This window comes from Flavobacterium orientale, from assembly GCF_014638005.1.
GTDB lineage: Bacteria > Bacteroidota > Bacteroidia > Flavobacteriales > Flavobacteriaceae > Flavobacterium > Flavobacterium orientale.
This window is the reverse complement of sequence record NZ_BMFG01000005.1, coordinates 58,331-76,690: the sequence shown is the minus strand read 5'-3', so window position 1 is coordinate 76,690 and position 18,360 is coordinate 58,331. Positions and strand designations below refer to the sequence as shown.

Here is an 18,360-nt window from a genome sequence, read left to right as displayed (position 1 = left end):
CAAAAATAGAATTTTAGTTGATAATTCGTTACAATTTTAATTGTAATAAATCATAAGTAAGCTTATTTTTGAACTTTGCTAAAAACACTATGATAAACGAATATATTAATCAACTCAACGAAGCCCAACGTGCACCCGTACTCCAAAAAGACGGTCCAATGATTGTAATCGCAGGAGCAGGTTCAGGAAAAACAAGGGTTCTTACGATGCGGATTGCTTATTTAATGAGCTTGGGAGTTGATGCGTTCAATATTTTGTCGCTCACTTTTACCAACAAAGCCGCTCGCGAAATGAAGAAACGTATTTCTGATATCGTGGGAAGTAATGAAGCGAAAAACCTATGGATGGGTACGTTTCACTCCGTTTTTGCGAAAATCCTTCGCATCGAAGCGGAGAAATTAGGGTATCCAAGCAATTTTACTATTTATGACGCTCAGGATAGTGTACGTTTAATCGGTGCCATTATCAAAGAAATGCAACTCGACAAAGATATTTACAAACCCAAACAGGTTTTTAGTCGTATTTCGTCTTATAAAAACTCACTGATAACCGTAAAAGCCTATTTCAATAATCCCGAATTGCAGGAACAAGATGCCATGAGCAAAAAACCGCGAATTGGTGAAATTTACAATAATTATGTGGAACGTTGTTTCAAATCGGGAGCGATGGATTTTGATGATTTGTTATTAAAAACCAATGAATTATTAAATCGTTTTCCGGATGTGTTGGCCAAATACCAAGACCGTTTTCGATACATTTTGGTGGATGAGTACCAAGATACCAATCATTCGCAATATTTAATTGTACGAGCTTTGTCTGATCGTTTTCAGAATATTTGTGTGGTAGGTGATGATGCCCAAAGTATTTATGCATTTCGTGGAGCTAACATCAATAATATCTTGAATTTTCAGAAAGATTATGCGGATGTGCAAACCTTTCGCTTGGAACAAAATTACCGTTCCACCAAAAATATTGTACAAGCTGCGAATTCCATCATCGATAAAAACAAAACCAAATTAGAAAAAGTCGTTTGGACGCATAATCAGGACGGACCCAAAATAAAAGTGAACCGCAGCATCACCGACGGAGAAGAAGGTCGATTTGTAGCTTCCACCATTTTTGAAGAAAAGATGCGAAACCAAATGAAAAATGGCGAGTTTGCTATTTTGTATCGCACCAATGCTCAGTCCCGTGCGATGGAAGATGCGTTGCGAAAACGCGATATTCCGTATCGCATTTACGGTGGATTATCGTTTTACCAACGCAAAGAAATTAAGGATGTGTTGTGTTATTTGCGTTTGGTCATCAATCCAAAAGACGAAGAAGCGTTAGTCCGTGTCATCAATTATCCGGCACGTGGAATTGGTGATAGTACGGTGGAGAAATTAACCGTTGCAGCCAATCATTACAAGCGTTCCATTTTTGAAGTCATGGAAAATATTGATAAGATTGACCTCAAACTCAATTCAGGAACCAAACGAAAGTTGGAAGATTTTGTGATGATGATTAAAAGTTTTCAAGTCATTAACGAAAATCAAGATGCCTTTTTTCTTGCCGAACATGTATCCAAGAAAACAGGCTTGATTCAAGAATTAAAAAAAGACGGCACCCCGGAAGGAATTGCCCGAATTGAAAATATCGAAGAATTATTAAACGGTATCAAAGACTTCACCGAAGGTCAAAAAGAAATTGACGGAGCTCGAGGAGCCTTATCGGAATTCTTGGAAGATGTAGCTCTGGCAACCGATTTGGATAAAGATACCGGCGATGATGATCGCGTGGCTTTAATGACAATTCACTTGGCAAAAGGGTTGGAATTCCCCACTGTTTTTGTAGTAGGAATGGAAGAAGATTTGTTTCCGAGTGCCATGAGTTTAAACACCCGTAGTGAGTTGGAAGAAGAACGCCGTTTGTTTTATGTCGCACTAACCAGAGCCGAACACCAAGCCTATTTGACTTATGCTCAATCGCGTTACCGTTGGGGAAAATTAATGGACAGCGAGCCTTCGCGTTTTATAGAAGAAATTGACGACCAATATTTGGAATACATCAGTCACACCGAAACGGGTTACCGTTACAAACCAATGATGGATATGGATATTTTTGGCGATGTGGACAAATCCAAATTGCGATTAGCAAAACCGACTAACGGAACTCCACCGAAGCGGTATGGCGAAGAACCGTCTTCTACCATTCGAAAATTAAAACCCGTGACAGGAAATGCTCCCGCAAGTGCGAATTTGTTTGATTCAAAGTTAGTTCCCGGTAACATCGTCATGCATGAACGTTTTGGAAAAGGGGAAGTGTTAAACTTAGAAGGAGTAGGAGCCGACAAAAAAGCCGAAATTAAATTTGATGTGGGTGGGATTAAGAAGTTGTTGTTGCGGTTTGCGAAGTTGGATGTCATTGGTTAGAAGTTGCGGGTTGCGGGTTGCGAGTTTTGGAACCTCAGTAATCAACCAATAACTCACATCCTGATGTAACCTTAACAAGACCTGCAATTGAAAAAATTAAAATTAAATAGTAATAAAAACCTTAGTGCCTTAGCACCTTAGTACCTCAGTACCTTTAAAATGAAATATTCAAGACTAACCAAAGAACAATTCGAAGCCCTCCACCAAGAATTCGCTAATTTTTTAGCCACACAATCCATTGACAAAAAAGAATGGGATGAAATCAAGATTAACAAGCCCGAAGTAGCGGAGCAAGAATTAGATGTTTTCTCTGATTTAATTTGGGAAGGTGTTTTGAGTCAGACCAATTATTTAGAACATTTTTCAAAGAACCATATCTTCTTGTTTCATTGTTTGGAAACCGAAGTAAAATCGATTGTTTTAAAAACACTAGAACTCGAAGTTGATTTCATGACTTCCAAAGGATTGGAATGGATGGTCAATAATTTGTTTACCGATGCAATTGACATTCATGTGGGACGAAAAGAATACCAAGGTGAACGCAATGCTGCTATTTTTGACATTATCCAACAAGGAGCGATTTTAAGTGACGGACAATTGTACCAGCAAATTGATAAAATAGTCAACGCAAAACCTTAGCACCTTAGCACCTCAGAACCTTAGTACCTCAAAAAAATGGATATCCCAACCAAAATTCAAACCCTTCGTGACGAACTCAACCAACACAACCACAACTATTATGTGTTGGACAAACCCACCATTTCCGATTTTGAATTTGATCAATTATTGAAACAATTACAAGAGTTGGAAACGCAACATCCGGAGTTTTTTGATGAAAATTCACCCACGCAACGCGTAGGAGGAAGCATCACTAAGAATTTTAATACGGTGGCTCACGAACATCGAATGTATTCGTTAGATAATTCGTATTCCACCGAAGATCTGATGGATTGGGAAGTTCGAATTCAAAAAATATTAGGAAATGTTGATTTGGACTATACGTGTGAATTAAAATACGACGGAGCTTCAATCAGCATCACTTATGAAAACGGAAAGTTAAAAAAAGCCGTGACGCGTGGCGATGGTTTTCAAGGTGATGAAGTGACGAATAATATCAAAACCATTCGGTCTATTCCATTGCAATTAAAAGGAAATTATCCACCGAAGTTCGATATTCGAGGTGAAATAATTCTACCATTTGCCGGATTTGAAAAGATGAATCAGGAGTTGATTGAAATTGGTGAAACACCTTATTCCAATCCAAGAAACACCGCTTCCGGAAGTTTAAAATTACAAGATAGTGCTGAGGTTGCCAAACGTCCGTTGGATTGTTTGTTGTATTTTATTGTGGGAAATAATCTTCCTTTTAAAACACAATTTGAAGGTTTGGAAACGGCTAGAAACTGGGGGTTCAAAGTGCCATCTCAAGCAAAATTGGCGAAGAATATGCAAGAAGTGTTGGAATTCATTACCTATTGGGATGTACATCGACACGACTTACCTTATGAAACAGATGGGGTTGTAATCAAAGTTAACAGTTTGCAACATCAGGACGAATTAGGTTATACGTCCAAATCGCCTCGTTGGGCAATGGCATATAAATTCAAATCGGAACAAGTTTCCACCCGATTAAATTCCATTTCCTATCAAGTGGGAAGAACGGGAGCGATTACGCCTGTTGCCAATTTAGAACCAGTGCAATTGGCGGGAACCATTGTTAAAAGAGCTTCGTTGCACAACGCCGATCAAATTGAAAAATTAGATATTCGTATTGGTGATAAAGTTTTTGTTGAAAAAGGCGGCGAAATTATTCCAAAAATTATAGCCGTTGCCGAAAGAGGAAGCGAATCTTTTCCAACGGTTTACATTACTAATTGTCCCGAATGTCAAACCGCTTTAGAGCGAAAAGAAGGCGAAGCCAATCATTATTGTCCGAATTTTTATGGTTGTCCGCCACAGATTATAGGTCGCATTCAACACTACATTACCCGAAAAGCAATGGATATTGAAGGTTTAGGTGGCGAAACGGTGGCGTTGCTCTATCAAAATGGTTTAGTGAAAAATTATGCCGATTTGTATGATTTAAAGATCGAACAAATTCTTCCGTTGGAACGAATGGCTCAAAAAAGTGCGGAGAATTTAATCAACGGAATTGAAAAATCGAAAGAAGTTCCGTTTGAACGGGTTTTGTATGCGTTGGGAATTCGGTATGTTGGCGAAACTGTCGCTAAAAAATTAGCCAAACATTATAAAAATATAGATGCTATTGCGAATGCCAGTTTGATGGATTTGATTTTAGTGGATGAAATTGGCGATAAAATTGCTCAAAGTGTGATTGAGTTTTTTGAGAATCCTGAAAACAGAATCACTGTGGAGCGACTTAAAAATGTGGGAGTTCAATTAACTTTGGACGAATCGAAATCAACAGTAGTTAGTAATGTTTTAGAAGGAAAAACGTTTGTAGTTTCAGGTGTGTTTGAAAAATTTTCTCGTGATGATTTAAAGAAAGCCATTGAAGATCATGGAGGAAAAGTAGGCAGTTCCATTTCAGCAAAAACGAATTTTGTAATTGCAGGTGATAATATGGGACCGGCAAAATTGGAAAAAGCATCACAACTTAAAGTTCCGATTATTAGTGAAAATGATTTTTTGGGAATGATTGGAGATTATAAGAAGTGATGGTTTGATTTTGATTAATAGTTTATGAAATATGTATTTTTTTAAAGGATTAGAAAGTTGGAAATTATAGTTGATATTTAAGTTATGAATAATTATGAATAAACTTATTCCTATCATATTAATTACACTCATTTGTATCCAAAATGTTATTGGGCAAAATGATATTATTATTAATAATTGGGATAAAATTGTGATACACGATGTTTATGTGGGTTGGTCATATTTTGACAACAAATTTCAAATTGAAAAGGAAGATTTATTACTTACTTCTTTAGAAAAACCCGACTCGATTATCAAAAAAGTTGATCCTAAATTAATTAATGAAATAGTCGGTCTACTACAGAATAATGGTGAATCAGATTTATCAAAAGAGTCAATGAGCTTTTTTGAAAAAGATTCATTATGGCTTGATCAGAATGCTGCAAAATTATGGAAAGAATATAGGAAAAACTGGAAAACGACAAAGGAAATAGATTCAATTGCAATCGGTGCAATAAAAGATGTTAGAAAAGCAAACAAAATAGCAATATCACTTCAAGGTTCGAATAGGACGGATGATTATCCATTTGTTTTTATCCAATTAATTAATAAAAATGATACTTTATCTGCATCTTCAAATGGGCAATACCCATATATGTTGCCTTGGCACATCAAAAAACATAAAGTTTATAATTCTAGATTGTCTGAATTAATTGCTGAATTATTACCAGATAAAGTTCCAACCAATAAAGAACGATTAAGTGGTAAAAATTTCAATTATCATTTTATTAATGAATTTTATCGAGAATTTATTAATGACAAAGAAAATTACTTAGAGGCAAGAAATAAATATTCGAGAACTTTTAAATTATTAGAAAAAGAATTTGAAATTAAGAGAGCTGAGATTGTAGATATGTCTTCAATTGAATGGGGCGGAGATTTTGGTAGGCGTTGTCTTGAAATGTCTTTAAAGGATTCTATAGTTTCAAAAAAAATTGAATTTTATACAATTTTCGGAACAAATAAGATTATGAACTCGCCTAAGACAATTCTTTATAAAAAAGACAAATTGATTAATCGATTAAAATTAAATCCAGTCTATAATTATACTTTAAAATGCGATAATTGCCTCGGAGAAATACATTGGGTTAATTCTAAATCTTTGAGTAAAGAAGCAGAAAATTCTTTTAAAGAAGATTTAGCCGATAATGGTATTGATAAAAATAAATATAACGGTAGATATAAGGACGCCATTTTCTATGAGTTAACAGAAAATAGAGATACTGAAACAAGCTTTTCTAGATGGATTTTTCTTAAAGATGGTACATTAATATTATGGGAATATCGTGGGAATTATTTAATGGCTTTTCCCAAAGGATTTTTTGAAAGTAAAGGATATATATGTAAAGAAATTGTGTTGAAATAATAAATATAACACAACAAACATTTTTATACTTACTTCTAGATACTGTTGTGTATTTTCAATTTAGGGGATACTTAAAATGTTAGAAATCGTAATTGCTTCCAATCAAAAAAAAGCGTATATTTGCACGCAATTTAACTACAAATTGCAACCATGAAAGCACATGAAACAAAAATCGTTGGAGAGGGTTTAACCTATGACGATGTTCTGTTGATTCCCAACTACTCAGAAGTTTTACCACGCGACGTAAGCATTCAATCTAAATTTTCTCGAAATATCACGTTAAACGTCCCAATAATCTCGGCTGCGATGGATACTGTTACCGAAAGTTCGATGGCAATTGCCATGGCTCAAGAAGGCGGCATTGGTGTTTTGCACAAAAACATGACCATTGAACAACAAGCTGCTAAAGTTCGTAAAGTAAAACGGGCGGAAGCCGGAATGATTTTGGATCCTGTAACTTTACCTTTAACAGCAAATGTTGGTGATGCAAAAGCAGCCATGCGTGAATTTAGTATTGGTGGAATTCCTGTGGTAGATGAAAACGGTATTCTAAAAGGTATTGTAACCAACCGTGATTTGCGATTTGAGAAAATAAATTCCCGTTCGATTTTGGAAGTTATGACGGCTGAAAATTTAATTACCGCTGAAGAAGGAACGACTTTGCAACAAGCAGAAGGAATTTTGCAAAAAAACAAAATTGAAAAACTTCCGGTTATTGATAAAAACTACAAATTGGTTGGATTAATTACCTTCAGAGATATTACAAAACTGACTCAAAAACCAATAGCCAACAAAGATAAATTTGGTCGTTTGCGTGTTGCTGCTGCTTTAGGAGTTACTCCTGATGCGTTAGAAAGAGCAACGGCTTTAGTAAATGCAGGTGTTGATGCAGTGATTATTGATACGGCTCACGGTCATACCAAAGGGGTGGTTACTGTTTTAAAAGAAGTGAAAGCCAAATTCCCTCATTTGGATGTAGTAGTTGGAAATATTGCCACAGCCGAAGCTGCCAAATATTTAGTTGAAAATGGAGCTGATGCGGTGAAAGTAGGAATCGGACCCGGTTCAATTTGTACTACTCGTGTGGTTGCCGGAGTTGGTTTTCCACAATTTTCTGCGGTGTTGGAAGTTGCTGCTGCTATTAAAGGTAGTGGTGTTCCGGTAATTGCTGATGGTGGTATTCGATATACAGGTGATATTCCAAAAGCAATCGCAGCAGGAGCTGATTGTGTGATGTTAGGTTCGCTTTTAGCAGGAACTAAAGAATCACCGGGTGAGACGATTATTTTTGAAGGAAGAAAATTCAAATCCTATCGTGGAATGGGTTCTGTGGAAGCCATGCAAGAAGGTTCAAAAGACCGTTATTTTCAGGATGTGGAAGACGATGTGAAGAAACTTGTTCCGGAAGGAATTGTGGGTCGTGTTCCTTATAAAGGGGAATTAAATGAAAGTATGCAGCAATTCATTGGCGGACTTCGTGCCGGAATGGGTTATTGCGGAGCAAAAGATATTCCTACTTTACAAGATACCGGTCGTTTTGTTAGAATTACAGCCAGTGGCATTGGCGAAAGTCATCCTCATAATGTAACGATTACCAAAGAAGCTCCGAATTATTCGAGATAAGTTTTAAAACTAAATAAGTAGAAAAGACGTCAAATTTGACGTCTTTTTTATTTGTCATCGTTGTTGATTTCTCTTTTCAAAAAGGCACTATCCCATGCATGATCTTTAGCTTCGAAATTGGTGTACAAGTCATTTTTTAAAATTTGTTCCTGTAATTCAATTTGTTCTTGAGCCGTTACTAAATAAGCCATTTTATCATGACGTTTGGCTGCCAATTCTCTTATGGAGGCTTCGTCATATTTTATAAAACGTTGGCCTTGTCTTGTGGCAGAATATTTTCTGTGTCCCAATTGAGTTAACGCATCAACACCCAAATGAACCGCCGTATATAATGTCTCACGATAAATGTTTTCCACTCCGTGATCAATGAGTTCATATGCATCAATCCTGTTTCGAGCTCGGGTAAGAATCTTAAGGTTTGGAAAGTTTTTACGGATGATTTCAACCACATTTAAATTCACCGAAGGATTATCAATGGCTGCAATAAAAAGTTTTGCGTCTTCTGCACCTGCTGCTTTTAATAACTCCAATCGGGTGGCATCACCATAATATACTTTAAATCCCATTTTACGAAGTAAATCAACTCGTTCTGAATCATGATCAAGAATGGTAGCTTTCACTCCATTTGCTCTCAGAAGTCGACCAATAGTACTACCAAAATGTCCAAATCCTGCAATAATAACTTCGTGTTGCTCTTCTATGGTGTCTGCTTTTTTATCTGCTTTTTCTTTAACGCCAAAATAAGGGTCAATCCATTTTTCGTTGATTAACAACAGAAAAGGTGTGGATAGCATACTCAATGCAATTATGGCTAATATTTGATTGGCCAACATATTTGGAATGATATTTAATTGCATGGAAAAACTCATGATGACAAATCCAAATTCCCCTGCTTGACTAAGTCCAAATGAAAAAAGAAAATTTTGGTCGGATTGTTTTTTATAAAGTATTCCAATGCCAAATAATACTAAAAATTTAATAGTAATTAATGTCAATCCAAAAACTAAAATAAAAATCGGGTCATCAATAATTAATTGAAAATTGATTGAGGCTCCTACGCCAATAAAAAACAAACCTAAAAGTAATCCTTTGAAGGGTGCAATATCTCCCTCGAGTTCATGACGAAATTCAGAATTGGCTAAAACGACACCAGCCATAAACGCACCAAGAGCAGGGCTTAAACCTACCAGTTGCATTAAGTAAGAAACCGCAACAACCAATAACAGAGCAGAAGCCGTAAAAAGTTCTTGAAGCCTTGTTTTTGCCACCACATGCAAGAGCGGAACAAAAATATATCGCCCGGCAAAATAAACAGCTAGAATGGCACCAATAACAATTAAGGTTTGAATCCAAGCAGCAAAATCTGATATGATGGATTGATTTAAATCTTCGAGTGGAATGCTTGCATTGGCAGACACCAAAAGCGGAATTACAGCTAATATTGGAATTACGGCTATATCTTGAAATAACAATACCGCAAAAGAAGCCCGACCCATTGACGTTTGAGATAAACTTTTTTCTTTCAAAGTTTGCAATACAATAGCGGTTGATGATAAGGCTAAAGCCATTGCAATTATCAATGCTACTTGCCAAGACCAATCATATAAAATTACACCTAAAAGAAATAATAAGATGGAAGTTCCAATTACTTGTAGCGAACCCATTCCCAGAATAAACTTTCGCATTTTCCAGAACTTATGGGGGTCTAATTCAAGTCCAATAAGAAAAAGCATCATTACAACTCCAAATTCAGCAAAGTGCATAATATCTTCACCTCTTTGACCAATAAGTCCTAACACAAACGGACCAATAATGATACCGGCAAAAAGATACCCCAAAATAGAACTCAGACCTATTTTTTTTGCAATAGGAACAAATACCACAGCTGCGGATAAATAAATTATGGCTTGAACAAAGAATCCGTTATCCATGTTTTATTGTTTTGTTTGAATCCATTGATTTAAATAAGGATAGTTTTCAAAAGTTTCCTTTCCAATTCCATTTTCGATTAAATGCTGAAGTAATTTATTGTACATTCTACTCTTATCAAGAGCTTCTTTCGAATTCATTTTATGTGTTCCGTGAATAACAAATGGCGGAAGGTAGTTCATTTTACAAACCATCGCCGTTTGATTGAAAGGTTCTAAGAGTTCAGAAATTGTGAAACGGTCTCTTCCTTCCGAACAATAATTTTCTTCACTTCCACCTGTAGTTATCGCTTGAAAAATGATTTTGTCTTTTAAAGCATTTCCTGATTTGCCATACGCCCAATTGTACTCTAAAACTAAATCTATCCATTGCTTTAATAAAGGCGGACAACTGTACCAATAAAAAGGGTGGTGCCAAATAATGATATCATGCTCCATCAGTAAATCTTGTTCTCTTTTGATGTCAATATCAAATTCAGGGTATTCTTCGTATAAATCGTGTAAAGTAACGTTGGGAGAATCCAGCAAATACTCAATTAAAATCCTATTTATCATGGATTTCTCAAACAAAGGATGAGCAAATAAGATTAAAATTTTATTTGTAGTCATAAAGTATCCATACAGCGTTAGTTGTCATCAATTGGTTATTTTTTTTCAATTGAGACAAGGTACTAAATTCCGATTTAAAAACCAATTCCTATCGGATTTAAAAAAAGCAATTATATTCCTAAATAATTGGATGGGGTTATTGCCAGAAGTTCCGTTTTGATTTCTTCTGAAACTGTCAAAGAATGAATGAACGTATGAATGGCATTTTTATCAATAGCCTCATTGGTTCTTGTTAAGCCTTTCAGTGCTTCATACGGATTTGGATAACCTTCACGTCTCAAAATAGTTTGAATAGCCTCTGCAACTACAGCCCAATTTTTTTCTAAATCTTCAGCAAATTTTGGTTCGTTGATCAATAGTTTATTCAACCCTTTTAAAGTGGCTTCAAAACCAATTAAGGTATGTCCGATTGGCACACCAATGTTTCTTAAAACCGTACTATCTGTCAAATCTCTTTGAAGTCGAGACAATGGCAATTTGGCGGCTAAATGCTCAAAAATGGCGTTGGCAATCCCTAAATTTCCTTCAGAATTTTCAAAGTCAATAGGGTTAACTTTGTGCGGCATGGCACTTGAACCAATTTCTCCGGCTTTAATTTTCTGTTTGAAATAATCCATCGAAACATACGTCCAAATGTCTCTGTCTAAATCTATTATGATTGTATTTATGCGTTTTAACGCATCGAAAAATGCAGCAAAATGATCGTAATGTTCTATTTGAGTTGTTGGAAAGGAGTGGTGCAAACCTAACGTATCTTCAACAAATTCATTACCAAATTTTTTCCAGTCAATGTTTGGATACGCCACATGATGGGCATTGTAATTCCCTGTTGCTCCACCAAATTTAGCTGCAAAAGGCGTATTGAATAACAATCGCATTTGTTCTTCTAAACGTTCTACAAAAACACCAATTTCTTTTCCTAATCGGGTAGGAGAGGCCGGTTGACCATGTGTTCTGGCTAACATTGGGATGTTTGCCCATTCCTGACTTAAATCTTTTAATTTGGAAATTACACCAATTAAAAGTGGTAGGTAAACATTTTCAAAAGCTTCTTTTGTAGAAAGCGGAATGGCCGTGTTATTTATATCTTGTGATGTTAACCCGAAGTGAATGAACTCTTTAAAAGCTTCTAATCCCAATGCATCAAAAGCATTTTTGATAAAATATTCAACCGCTTTTACATCGTGATTGGTTGTTTTTTCAATTTCTTTGATAGCAAGAGCATCTTCTGATGTGAAATTTTTATAGCAATTTCTCAAAGCTTCAAACTTGCCGGAAGGAACCTCTTTTAATTGTGGTAACGGAATTTGACATAGCGATATAAAATATTCAATTTCAATCAATACGCGGTAGCGTATTAAGGCTTCTTCAGAAAAATAAGGTGCAAGTGAAACTGTTTTAGATCGGTATCTTCCATCTATTGGAGATATGGCATTTAATTCGTTTAAAAATGTCATGAGTTGTGTGTTTGTGTCGAAGTGCAAAGATAGCTCTAAACTTCAAAAAGTAAAAGCAAATTTATTTTGTATTTTATGGTTTTATCCAAAAAATGTAGTACTATTGCAATTTAGAATTAATATAAATAACAAAATAGTATGAAACGTTTTTTCCAAGTAACAATTGTAGTTTTGAGTATCGCTTTGGGGTTGTTTTTTATTTATAAAGGCATCAACAAACACTTTTTATCGCCATGTAAAGTTTATGGGCCGGAAAGTACCATTCCGTTGGAATACCAACAAGTTATTTCAGGAATGTGTAATTCTGGAATGTTGGTTGTGATTGGATTCTTTCAAGTTTTGTCGGGAATTTTATTGGTAATTCCGAGAACTCGTTTGATAGGAGCGATAGTTTTATTACCCATTATTTTCAATATCTTTTTATTGCATTATTTCTTAGATAACCGACCACATGAATTGGTTGAAACGGGTATTCCTTTAGCCATCACAATTTTAATTATCGTTTTTTATTATCCAAAATGGAAGACTATTTTCATTTTAAAATAGCCAACAATTTATTTTTCAACAAAGCCACTCCTTCAGAAGCTCCTTTTGGGATAACTTCCAAAGGTTGGTTGAGTTGATGTATTGTTGCCGGTTTTGGGTCTACATAAAAAATGGGACAGTTTGGTTTTGCATAATGCACCAATCCAGCTGCAGGATATACCTGCATGGAAGTTCCTATAATGGCAATAAAATCAGCTTTTTCAACAATTGTAATGGCTTCTTCAATGGCGGGGACGGCTTCACCAAACCATACAATGTGAGGGCGAAGTTGATTGCCATGATTATCTGTGTCGCCCCAATTCAAATCGGATGTCCAGTCTAAGATATAGTTTTCATTTTTGGTACTTCTCACTTTTGTCAATTCGCCATGAAGGTGAAGAATCGATGAGCTACCTGCTTTTTCATGCAAATTGTCAACATTTTGAGTGATAATGGAAACGTTGAAAAACGCTTCTAATTCAGCCAATAGAAAATGACCTTGGTTGGGCGTTACTTCGTGCAATTGTTGTCTACGTTTGTTATAAAAATCGAGAACAAGTTCCGGGTTTTTATACCAACCTTCGGGTGAAGCTACTTCCATAACATCGTGACCTTCCCAAAGACCATCGGCATCTCTAAAGGTTTTTATGCCACTTTCAGTACTCATTCCGGCTCCTGTAAGTACAACTAAGTTTTTCATAGTATAAAAAAATCCTTTCAATCGCAACGATGAAAGGATTTTTAAAATTTAATTATTATTTACACTTTTCCTAAAGTGAACAATTGTTCTAGTGTAGGTGTTGGACTTCCGCCGGCAGGTTCTAAAGTGATTCCAAATGCTTCAGAATCATAAGAAGCATTCATTTCAAAGAAACGTTTTTTAGAAGTGCCAAAGTTTTCAATCAATCCGATACTTTCAGGAGTTAAAGGATTTAATTTTAAGGACCATACTTGATAGACCATTCCTTCAGGAGGATTTGGTAATCCTAAACCGTCTACATATACTTTCTTGGTGTCCTGATTCCAATAAATTTTTGCATACGATTTTGGAGCAACATCCTGACCTAACAAAGGAACTACAATGTTTTTTGTATCACGGATGATAGCTATTAATTCTTGATTTTCAGAGTTGGTTAATTCTAAATCTACAATGTTTTTTTGCAATTCAGATTTTTCATTTTCAACCGTAACAATTTGATTGGTTGCTTCTTCTTGTTTTTGCATGTGATAATAATAACCACCGACTAAGAAAACAAGTGCTGCAGCCCATCCTAAATAGTTGGACCAATTTGATTTTGGTTTGATTTCAACTACTTTAGGAGCTTCGGCTTCTCCAAAAATCTGTTTTTTAATGTCTTCATAATTTTTGCCTGATAATCTTGGCGAAACACTACTTGACAAAAACAAAACGGCACGTTCAATGGCAATGATTTCTTCTTTGATTTCGATATGCTGTTCGGCCATTTTGAAAACTTCTTCCATTTCAGCTTCCGAAAGTTTACCGTAAACATACAGTTCTAAAATGCCTGATTCTATGTATTCTTGTGTACTCATGCTACTTGTAATAAGTTTCTTAAATCAGTGATGCAGTTTCTGTTTTGGGTTTTTACGGTTCCCAGTGGAATTTCGAGTTCATCCGAAGCCTCTTGTTGCGTGTAGCCTTTGAAAAACAGCAGGTCAATTAATTTAATACATTTGGGTTTTAGTTTTTTAACAAATTCCTGAATTCCAATAGCATCGATTCTATTTGTCATTCTTGAACTGTCTTCCAATAGATGTACGAAATTGTCAGCTGAAAGGTTTTTTTGACTGTTGTTAAATCCTTTTGAACGTAGTTTGTCAATGGCTGTGTTTCGAGCTATGTTAACTATCCAAGTGTAAAAACGACCTTTGTTTTCAGCATAGGTATCTATATTTTTCCATATTTTTACAAAAACATCTTGAAGGACATCTTCGGCTTCTTCTCTATCTTTTATTAAATTAGAAATAACACCAAATAAACTTTTAGAATACATGTCATACAAAATAGTGAAAGCACCTTCTTCTTTTTTATAAATTAGCGGTAACAACTCTTCTTGTGTCATAGTTATTTTTTAGTGTTGCCAAGATATGAATTTACTGAAATAAAACCAATTGTTGATGAATGAATTATTACAAACCAAAGAATACCTCGAATTTTTAGAAAGTTTTATTACTGAAAACAGAAAAAAACGCATTGATGATGTATTGCATTCACGAACAAAACATTTTACTGTAGTAGTGGAAGATGTGTACCAATTGCACAACACCAGTGCCGTTATGCGAAGTTGTGAAGTGTTTGGAATTCAAGAGATACAAGTGATTGAACAAAAGTTTGGAAAACAAATTGATTCTGAAATTGCTTTAGGTGCTCAAAAATGGGTGGATATTTATCGGTTTGAAAATTCCACCTCTTGTATGAAAGCCATGCGAAAGAAAGGGTATCAAATCATAGCTACAACTCCACATGATCAATCTACTGATTTGACTTCTTTTGCTATCACAAAACCTTCTGCTCTTTTTTTTGGTACTGAAAAAGACGGACTTTCGGAAGAAGTTTTACAAGAAGCTGATGGGATGATTCATATTCCTATGGTGGGATTTACAGAAAGTTTGAACATTTCAGTCTCTGCGGCAATTTTATTACAACATTTATCTGATCGATTACGAAAATCAACCATCGATTGGCGATTGACACCTCAGGAAATTCTTTTAAAGAAAATTGATTGGGCACAAAAATCCATAAAAGATTATGTGAAAATCACGGAACGATTTATTGAAGAAAATTCAAATTAGGATTATTATTTCTTTTTTAGAATTTTATATTCTTCGTAACAATCGCTAATGGCATCAAGTACTTGTAAGTCGTTTGCCGTTTTGATAAAAGTCTCAGAATAATTACAACGATGAAGGATTTCAGGTATTTCTTTTTTGTCAACACCTAACATGATAGAAATGGTTTCACGATCAAATTTGTTTTCGAGCATGGATCTAACCGTATCGTCTTTTTTCATTTCTTTTAACTTCTTTAATTCATTTGGTTTTTTTCCAAAGAAATTATAGAGTAAATCTGCAGGATTAAATAGTGAACTTACCACACGACTTATTGCGTTAGGTGATTTACTTCCCGCTTCATAGCCATAAGAAAGTCCGGAAATGCCATAACGATAGTTTTCAGGAATCGGAATTATTTTAGCATCAATTTCCAAGTAACCGGTTAAAGTATAAGGCGTCACCACAACTTCTTCTAAGGCATAGGCTTTTTCTGTAAGTTTTATTTCTGTTGATTTTGAATTGATCCAGTCATTAGTAACCCGAACTCTAATGGATTGGTAACCTAATATGGAAATGTGCAGTGTATCATTTACTTGTGCATCAATTTCAAAATAACCTTTTTCATTTGTGATGGTACCTTTTACGGTGTTAAAATTGATGATATGTACATTACTCAATAGTTTAAGTGAATTGTCGTCTTTGATAACGCCATTCACCTTAACCATATCAGGGAAGGTCTTTTGCGAAAAGGAGGCAAAAGAAACTAAAATAAATAATAAAACTGTAAAAAATCTCATAAACTGATTTAACGGTTTAAAAGTAAGCATTCGCTTTGAGATTTTTTACAGTTTTTAGTCTATTATCAGAAAATTAACAATTTCAAACCCAAAAAAGGGTGTTAAAATGTATTAACTTCTTCTTGGTCTTCTATTTTTTGCGGCTTCAAATGAACGGCCGGCCGGTCTTTCACTACGAGAATCATCTGAACGTCTGGCTGGTCTTTCTGAAGAACCACTTTCGGTTCTTGGTCTAAATCCGCCTTCTTTTCTGTCGCTTCTTGGAGCTCCACCTTCTTTTCTTGGGCCGAAACTTCCTCCGCCTCTTGAGCCTGAGCTTCTTTCGCCTCTAAAACCACCCGAACTTCTGCCATTATGGTCACGTCTTCCGCCACCATCATTTTTAGAGATTTCTACGTTGATTTTACGACCTTCCAATTGCATACCGTTTAACACATCCATTACTTTATCTGTGTGTTCGATATCGGTGTTGAAGAAAGAGAAACCTTCTTTAACATCTACTTTGTAAACGTCTTCGCGACCTAATTCTAACGTATCACGCAAGAAGTCTTTTAGTTGCATCCAATCAAAATTATCTCTTGAACCAATGTTAACGAAGAAACGAGTTGCTCCGCTATTGTTTTCTCTAGGTTCTCTTTCGTCACGTCTTTCAGAACCTGATGATTGTGAGGATAAATCTCTTGTTTTCTTATAGTAATTGATGAATCGGTTGAATTCAACCGATACCATTTTCTTAATCAATTCTTCTTTGCTTAATCCTTCTAAAACTTCATTGATTGCCGGAAGGTAGTTGTCAATTTCGTGATCTACTTCGGTATCTTTAATTTTTGTAGCTAAGTGTAATAATTGGATTTCACAGATTTCAATTCCTGATGGGATTGTTTTCTCTTCAAATTTCTGTTTGATGATTCTTTCAATAGCAGAAATTTTACGCAATTCACTTTTTGTAACAATTACGATTGAAGTTCCTAATTTACCTGCACGACCCGTACGACCTGAACGGTGATTGTAGGTTTCAATTTCATCAGGTAATTGGTAGTTTACTACGTGAGTAATATTGTCAACATCAATACCACGAGCGGCAACATCGGTTGCAACCAGCATTTGAATTTGACGACCACGGAATGATTTCATTACAGAATCACGTTGAGCTTGCGATAAATCGCCATGCAACGCTGCTGCATTATAACCATCTTCAATTAACTTTTCAGCTACTGCTTGTGTGTCTCTTTTTGTTCTACAAAACACTACCGAAAAGATATCCGGATTGGCATCTGCTAAACGTTTTAAAGCTTCATAACGATCGCGAGCATTCACTAAATAAAACTCATGAGATACTGTTGCAGAACCTGAGTTTTTAGCACCTACAGTAATTTCCTGTGGTTCATGCATGAATTTTTTAGCAATACGAGCTACTTCCTGAGGCATTGTGGCTGAGAACAACCAAGTGCTTTTTTCATCAGGGGTTGTAGATAAAATGCTAACGATGTCTTCATAGAATCCCATGTTTAACATTTCATCGGCTTCATCAAGGATACAATAGTTGATTTCAGAGATGTTTACATAACCTCTGTTAATCATATCTTGCATTCTACCCGGGGTTGCTACAATAATTTGAGCTCCTCTTTTTACTTCACGAGCTTGTTCGGAGATGCTTGCACCTCCATAAACAGCTACCACATTAATTCCTTTTTCGTACTTAGAGTACAATTTAATTTCATTCGTAATCTGCAAACACAGTTCGCGAGTAGGAGATAAAATTAAGGCCTGCGTATTTCTATTGTTCGCATCAATTTTTTGGATAAGCGGGAAACCAAATGCTGCCGTTTTCCCTGTCCCTGTTTGAGCCAACGCAACTAAATCTGTTTCTTGTTCCAATAATAGGGGAATCGCTTTTTCCTGTACTTCGGTCGGATTTTCAAATCCTAGATCGATAATCGCACGCTGTAGCGATTCACTCAATCCTAATTGTTCAAATTTGTTCATATATAATTTTAAATTGGGTGCAAAGGTAAGGTTTAAAAATCATAAAAACTAATGGTGTTAGTTATTGATTTTTAATTAGTTGACAACTATGATTACTTACTCAAAGGGGAGGATGCGATAAATAACTTACTAATGTTGTTTCAA

At 35.6% G+C, this 18,360-nt stretch carries 15 protein-coding genes; 7 read left to right on the top strand and 8 right to left on the bottom strand.

Annotation, left to right across the window (positions count from 1 at the left end):
- The first annotated feature begins 92 nt into the window (after window positions 1-92).
- The 5 genes from IEV15_RS07855 to guaB all read left to right on the top strand — a co-directional run bounded on the left by IEV15_RS07855 (window position 93) and on the right by guaB (window position 8,121).
- Entirely contained in the window at window positions 93-2,414 is a 2,322-nt protein-coding gene (locus tag IEV15_RS07855; RefSeq protein ID WP_188362106.1) for a UvrD-helicase domain-containing protein, read from the top strand.
- 159 nt (window positions 2,415-2,573) lie between these two features.
- Window positions 2,574-3,053 (top strand): DUF6495 family protein, encoded by a 480-nt coding sequence (locus IEV15_RS07850; protein WP_188361973.1) that lies wholly within the window; start codon window positions 2,574-2,576, stop codon window positions 3,051-3,053.
- A 36-nt stretch (window positions 3,054-3,089) separates the two neighbouring features.
- Entirely contained in the window at window positions 3,090-5,093 is a 2,004-nt protein-coding gene (gene ligA / locus IEV15_RS07845; protein WP_188361972.1) for an NAD-dependent DNA ligase LigA, read from the top strand.
- Between the two features lie 94 nt (window positions 5,094-5,187).
- Window positions 5,188-6,498, top strand: coding sequence for a hypothetical protein (locus IEV15_RS07840; RefSeq protein WP_188361971.1), 1,311 nt, complete (start codon window positions 5,188-5,190; stop codon window positions 6,496-6,498).
- Window positions 6,499-6,648: 150 nt separating this feature from the next.
- Window positions 6,649-8,121 carry an IMP dehydrogenase gene (gene guaB / locus IEV15_RS07835; protein ID WP_188361970.1) on the top strand — a complete coding sequence of 491 codons (1,473 nt, stop codon included), beginning with the start codon at window positions 6,649-6,651 and terminating at the stop codon, window positions 8,119-8,121.
- 47 nt (window positions 8,122-8,168) lie between these two features.
- Here the strand turns inward: guaB and IEV15_RS07830 are convergent, their stop codons facing one another.
- The 3 genes from IEV15_RS07830 to purB all read right to left on the bottom strand — a co-directional run bounded on the left by IEV15_RS07830 (window position 8,169) and on the right by purB (window position 12,115).
- The gene (locus IEV15_RS07830) at window positions 8,169-10,052 is read right to left on the bottom strand and encodes a monovalent cation:proton antiporter-2 (CPA2) family protein (RefSeq protein ID WP_188361969.1); all 1,884 of its coding nucleotides are present in this window, start codon (window positions 10,050-10,052) and stop codon (window positions 8,169-8,171) included.
- Window positions 10,053-10,055: 3 nt separating this feature from the next.
- A complete protein-coding gene (locus tag IEV15_RS07825) occupies window positions 10,056-10,658 on the bottom strand; it encodes an NAD(P)H-dependent oxidoreductase (protein WP_188361968.1) in 603 nt (200 codons plus the stop codon).
- A gap of 110 nt (window positions 10,659-10,768) precedes the next feature.
- On the bottom strand, window positions 10,769-12,115 hold the full coding sequence (purB, locus tag IEV15_RS07820; RefSeq protein ID WP_188361967.1) for an adenylosuccinate lyase: 1,347 nt from the start codon (window positions 12,113-12,115) through the stop codon (window positions 10,769-10,771).
- Window positions 12,116-12,253: 138 nt separating this feature from the next.
- On the opposite strand from purB, the gene IEV15_RS07815 reads away from it, so the two are divergent.
- Entirely contained in the window at window positions 12,254-12,661 is a 408-nt protein-coding gene (locus IEV15_RS07815; RefSeq protein ID WP_188361966.1) for a hypothetical protein, read from the top strand.
- Here IEV15_RS07815 and IEV15_RS07810 read toward each other — a convergent pair.
- Genes IEV15_RS07810 through IEV15_RS07800 form a run of 3 tightly spaced genes read right to left on the bottom strand, consistent with a single transcriptional unit; the run spans window position 12,648 to window position 14,724 of the window.
- Complete coding sequence (locus IEV15_RS07810) at window positions 12,648-13,340, bottom strand: SIR2 family NAD-dependent protein deacylase (protein ID WP_188361965.1); 693 nt, start codon at window positions 13,338-13,340, stop codon at window positions 12,648-12,650. The two genes, IEV15_RS07815 and IEV15_RS07810, sit on opposite strands and share 14 nt — an antisense overlap.
- A 59-nt stretch (window positions 13,341-13,399) precedes the next feature.
- Window positions 13,400-14,194, bottom strand: a complete 795-nt coding sequence (locus IEV15_RS07805; RefSeq protein ID WP_188361964.1) for an anti-sigma factor — start codon at window positions 14,192-14,194, stop codon at window positions 13,400-13,402.
- Window positions 14,191-14,724 (bottom strand): RNA polymerase sigma factor, encoded by a 534-nt coding sequence (locus IEV15_RS07800; protein WP_188361963.1) that lies wholly within the window; start codon window positions 14,722-14,724, stop codon window positions 14,191-14,193. The genes IEV15_RS07805 and IEV15_RS07800 overlap by 4 nt, the downstream gene beginning before the upstream one ends.
- Before the next feature lie 55 nt (window positions 14,725-14,779).
- On the opposite strand from IEV15_RS07800, the gene IEV15_RS07795 reads away from it, so the two are divergent.
- Window positions 14,780-15,454, top strand: coding sequence for a TrmH family RNA methyltransferase (locus tag IEV15_RS07795; protein WP_188361962.1), 675 nt, complete (start codon window positions 14,780-14,782; stop codon window positions 15,452-15,454).
- A 5-nt stretch (window positions 15,455-15,459) separates the two neighbouring features.
- Here IEV15_RS07795 and IEV15_RS07790 read toward each other — a convergent pair whose 3' ends face one another.
- The gene (locus IEV15_RS07790; protein ID WP_188361961.1) at window positions 15,460-16,230 is read right to left on the bottom strand and encodes a carboxypeptidase-like regulatory domain-containing protein; all 771 of its coding nucleotides are present in this window, start codon (window positions 16,228-16,230) and stop codon (window positions 15,460-15,462) included.
- A 111-nt stretch (window positions 16,231-16,341) separates the two neighbouring features.
- A complete protein-coding gene (locus IEV15_RS07785; RefSeq protein WP_188361960.1) occupies window positions 16,342-18,216 on the bottom strand; it encodes a DEAD/DEAH box helicase in 1,875 nt (624 codons plus the stop codon).
- Between the last annotated feature and the right edge of the window lie 144 nt (window positions 18,217-18,360).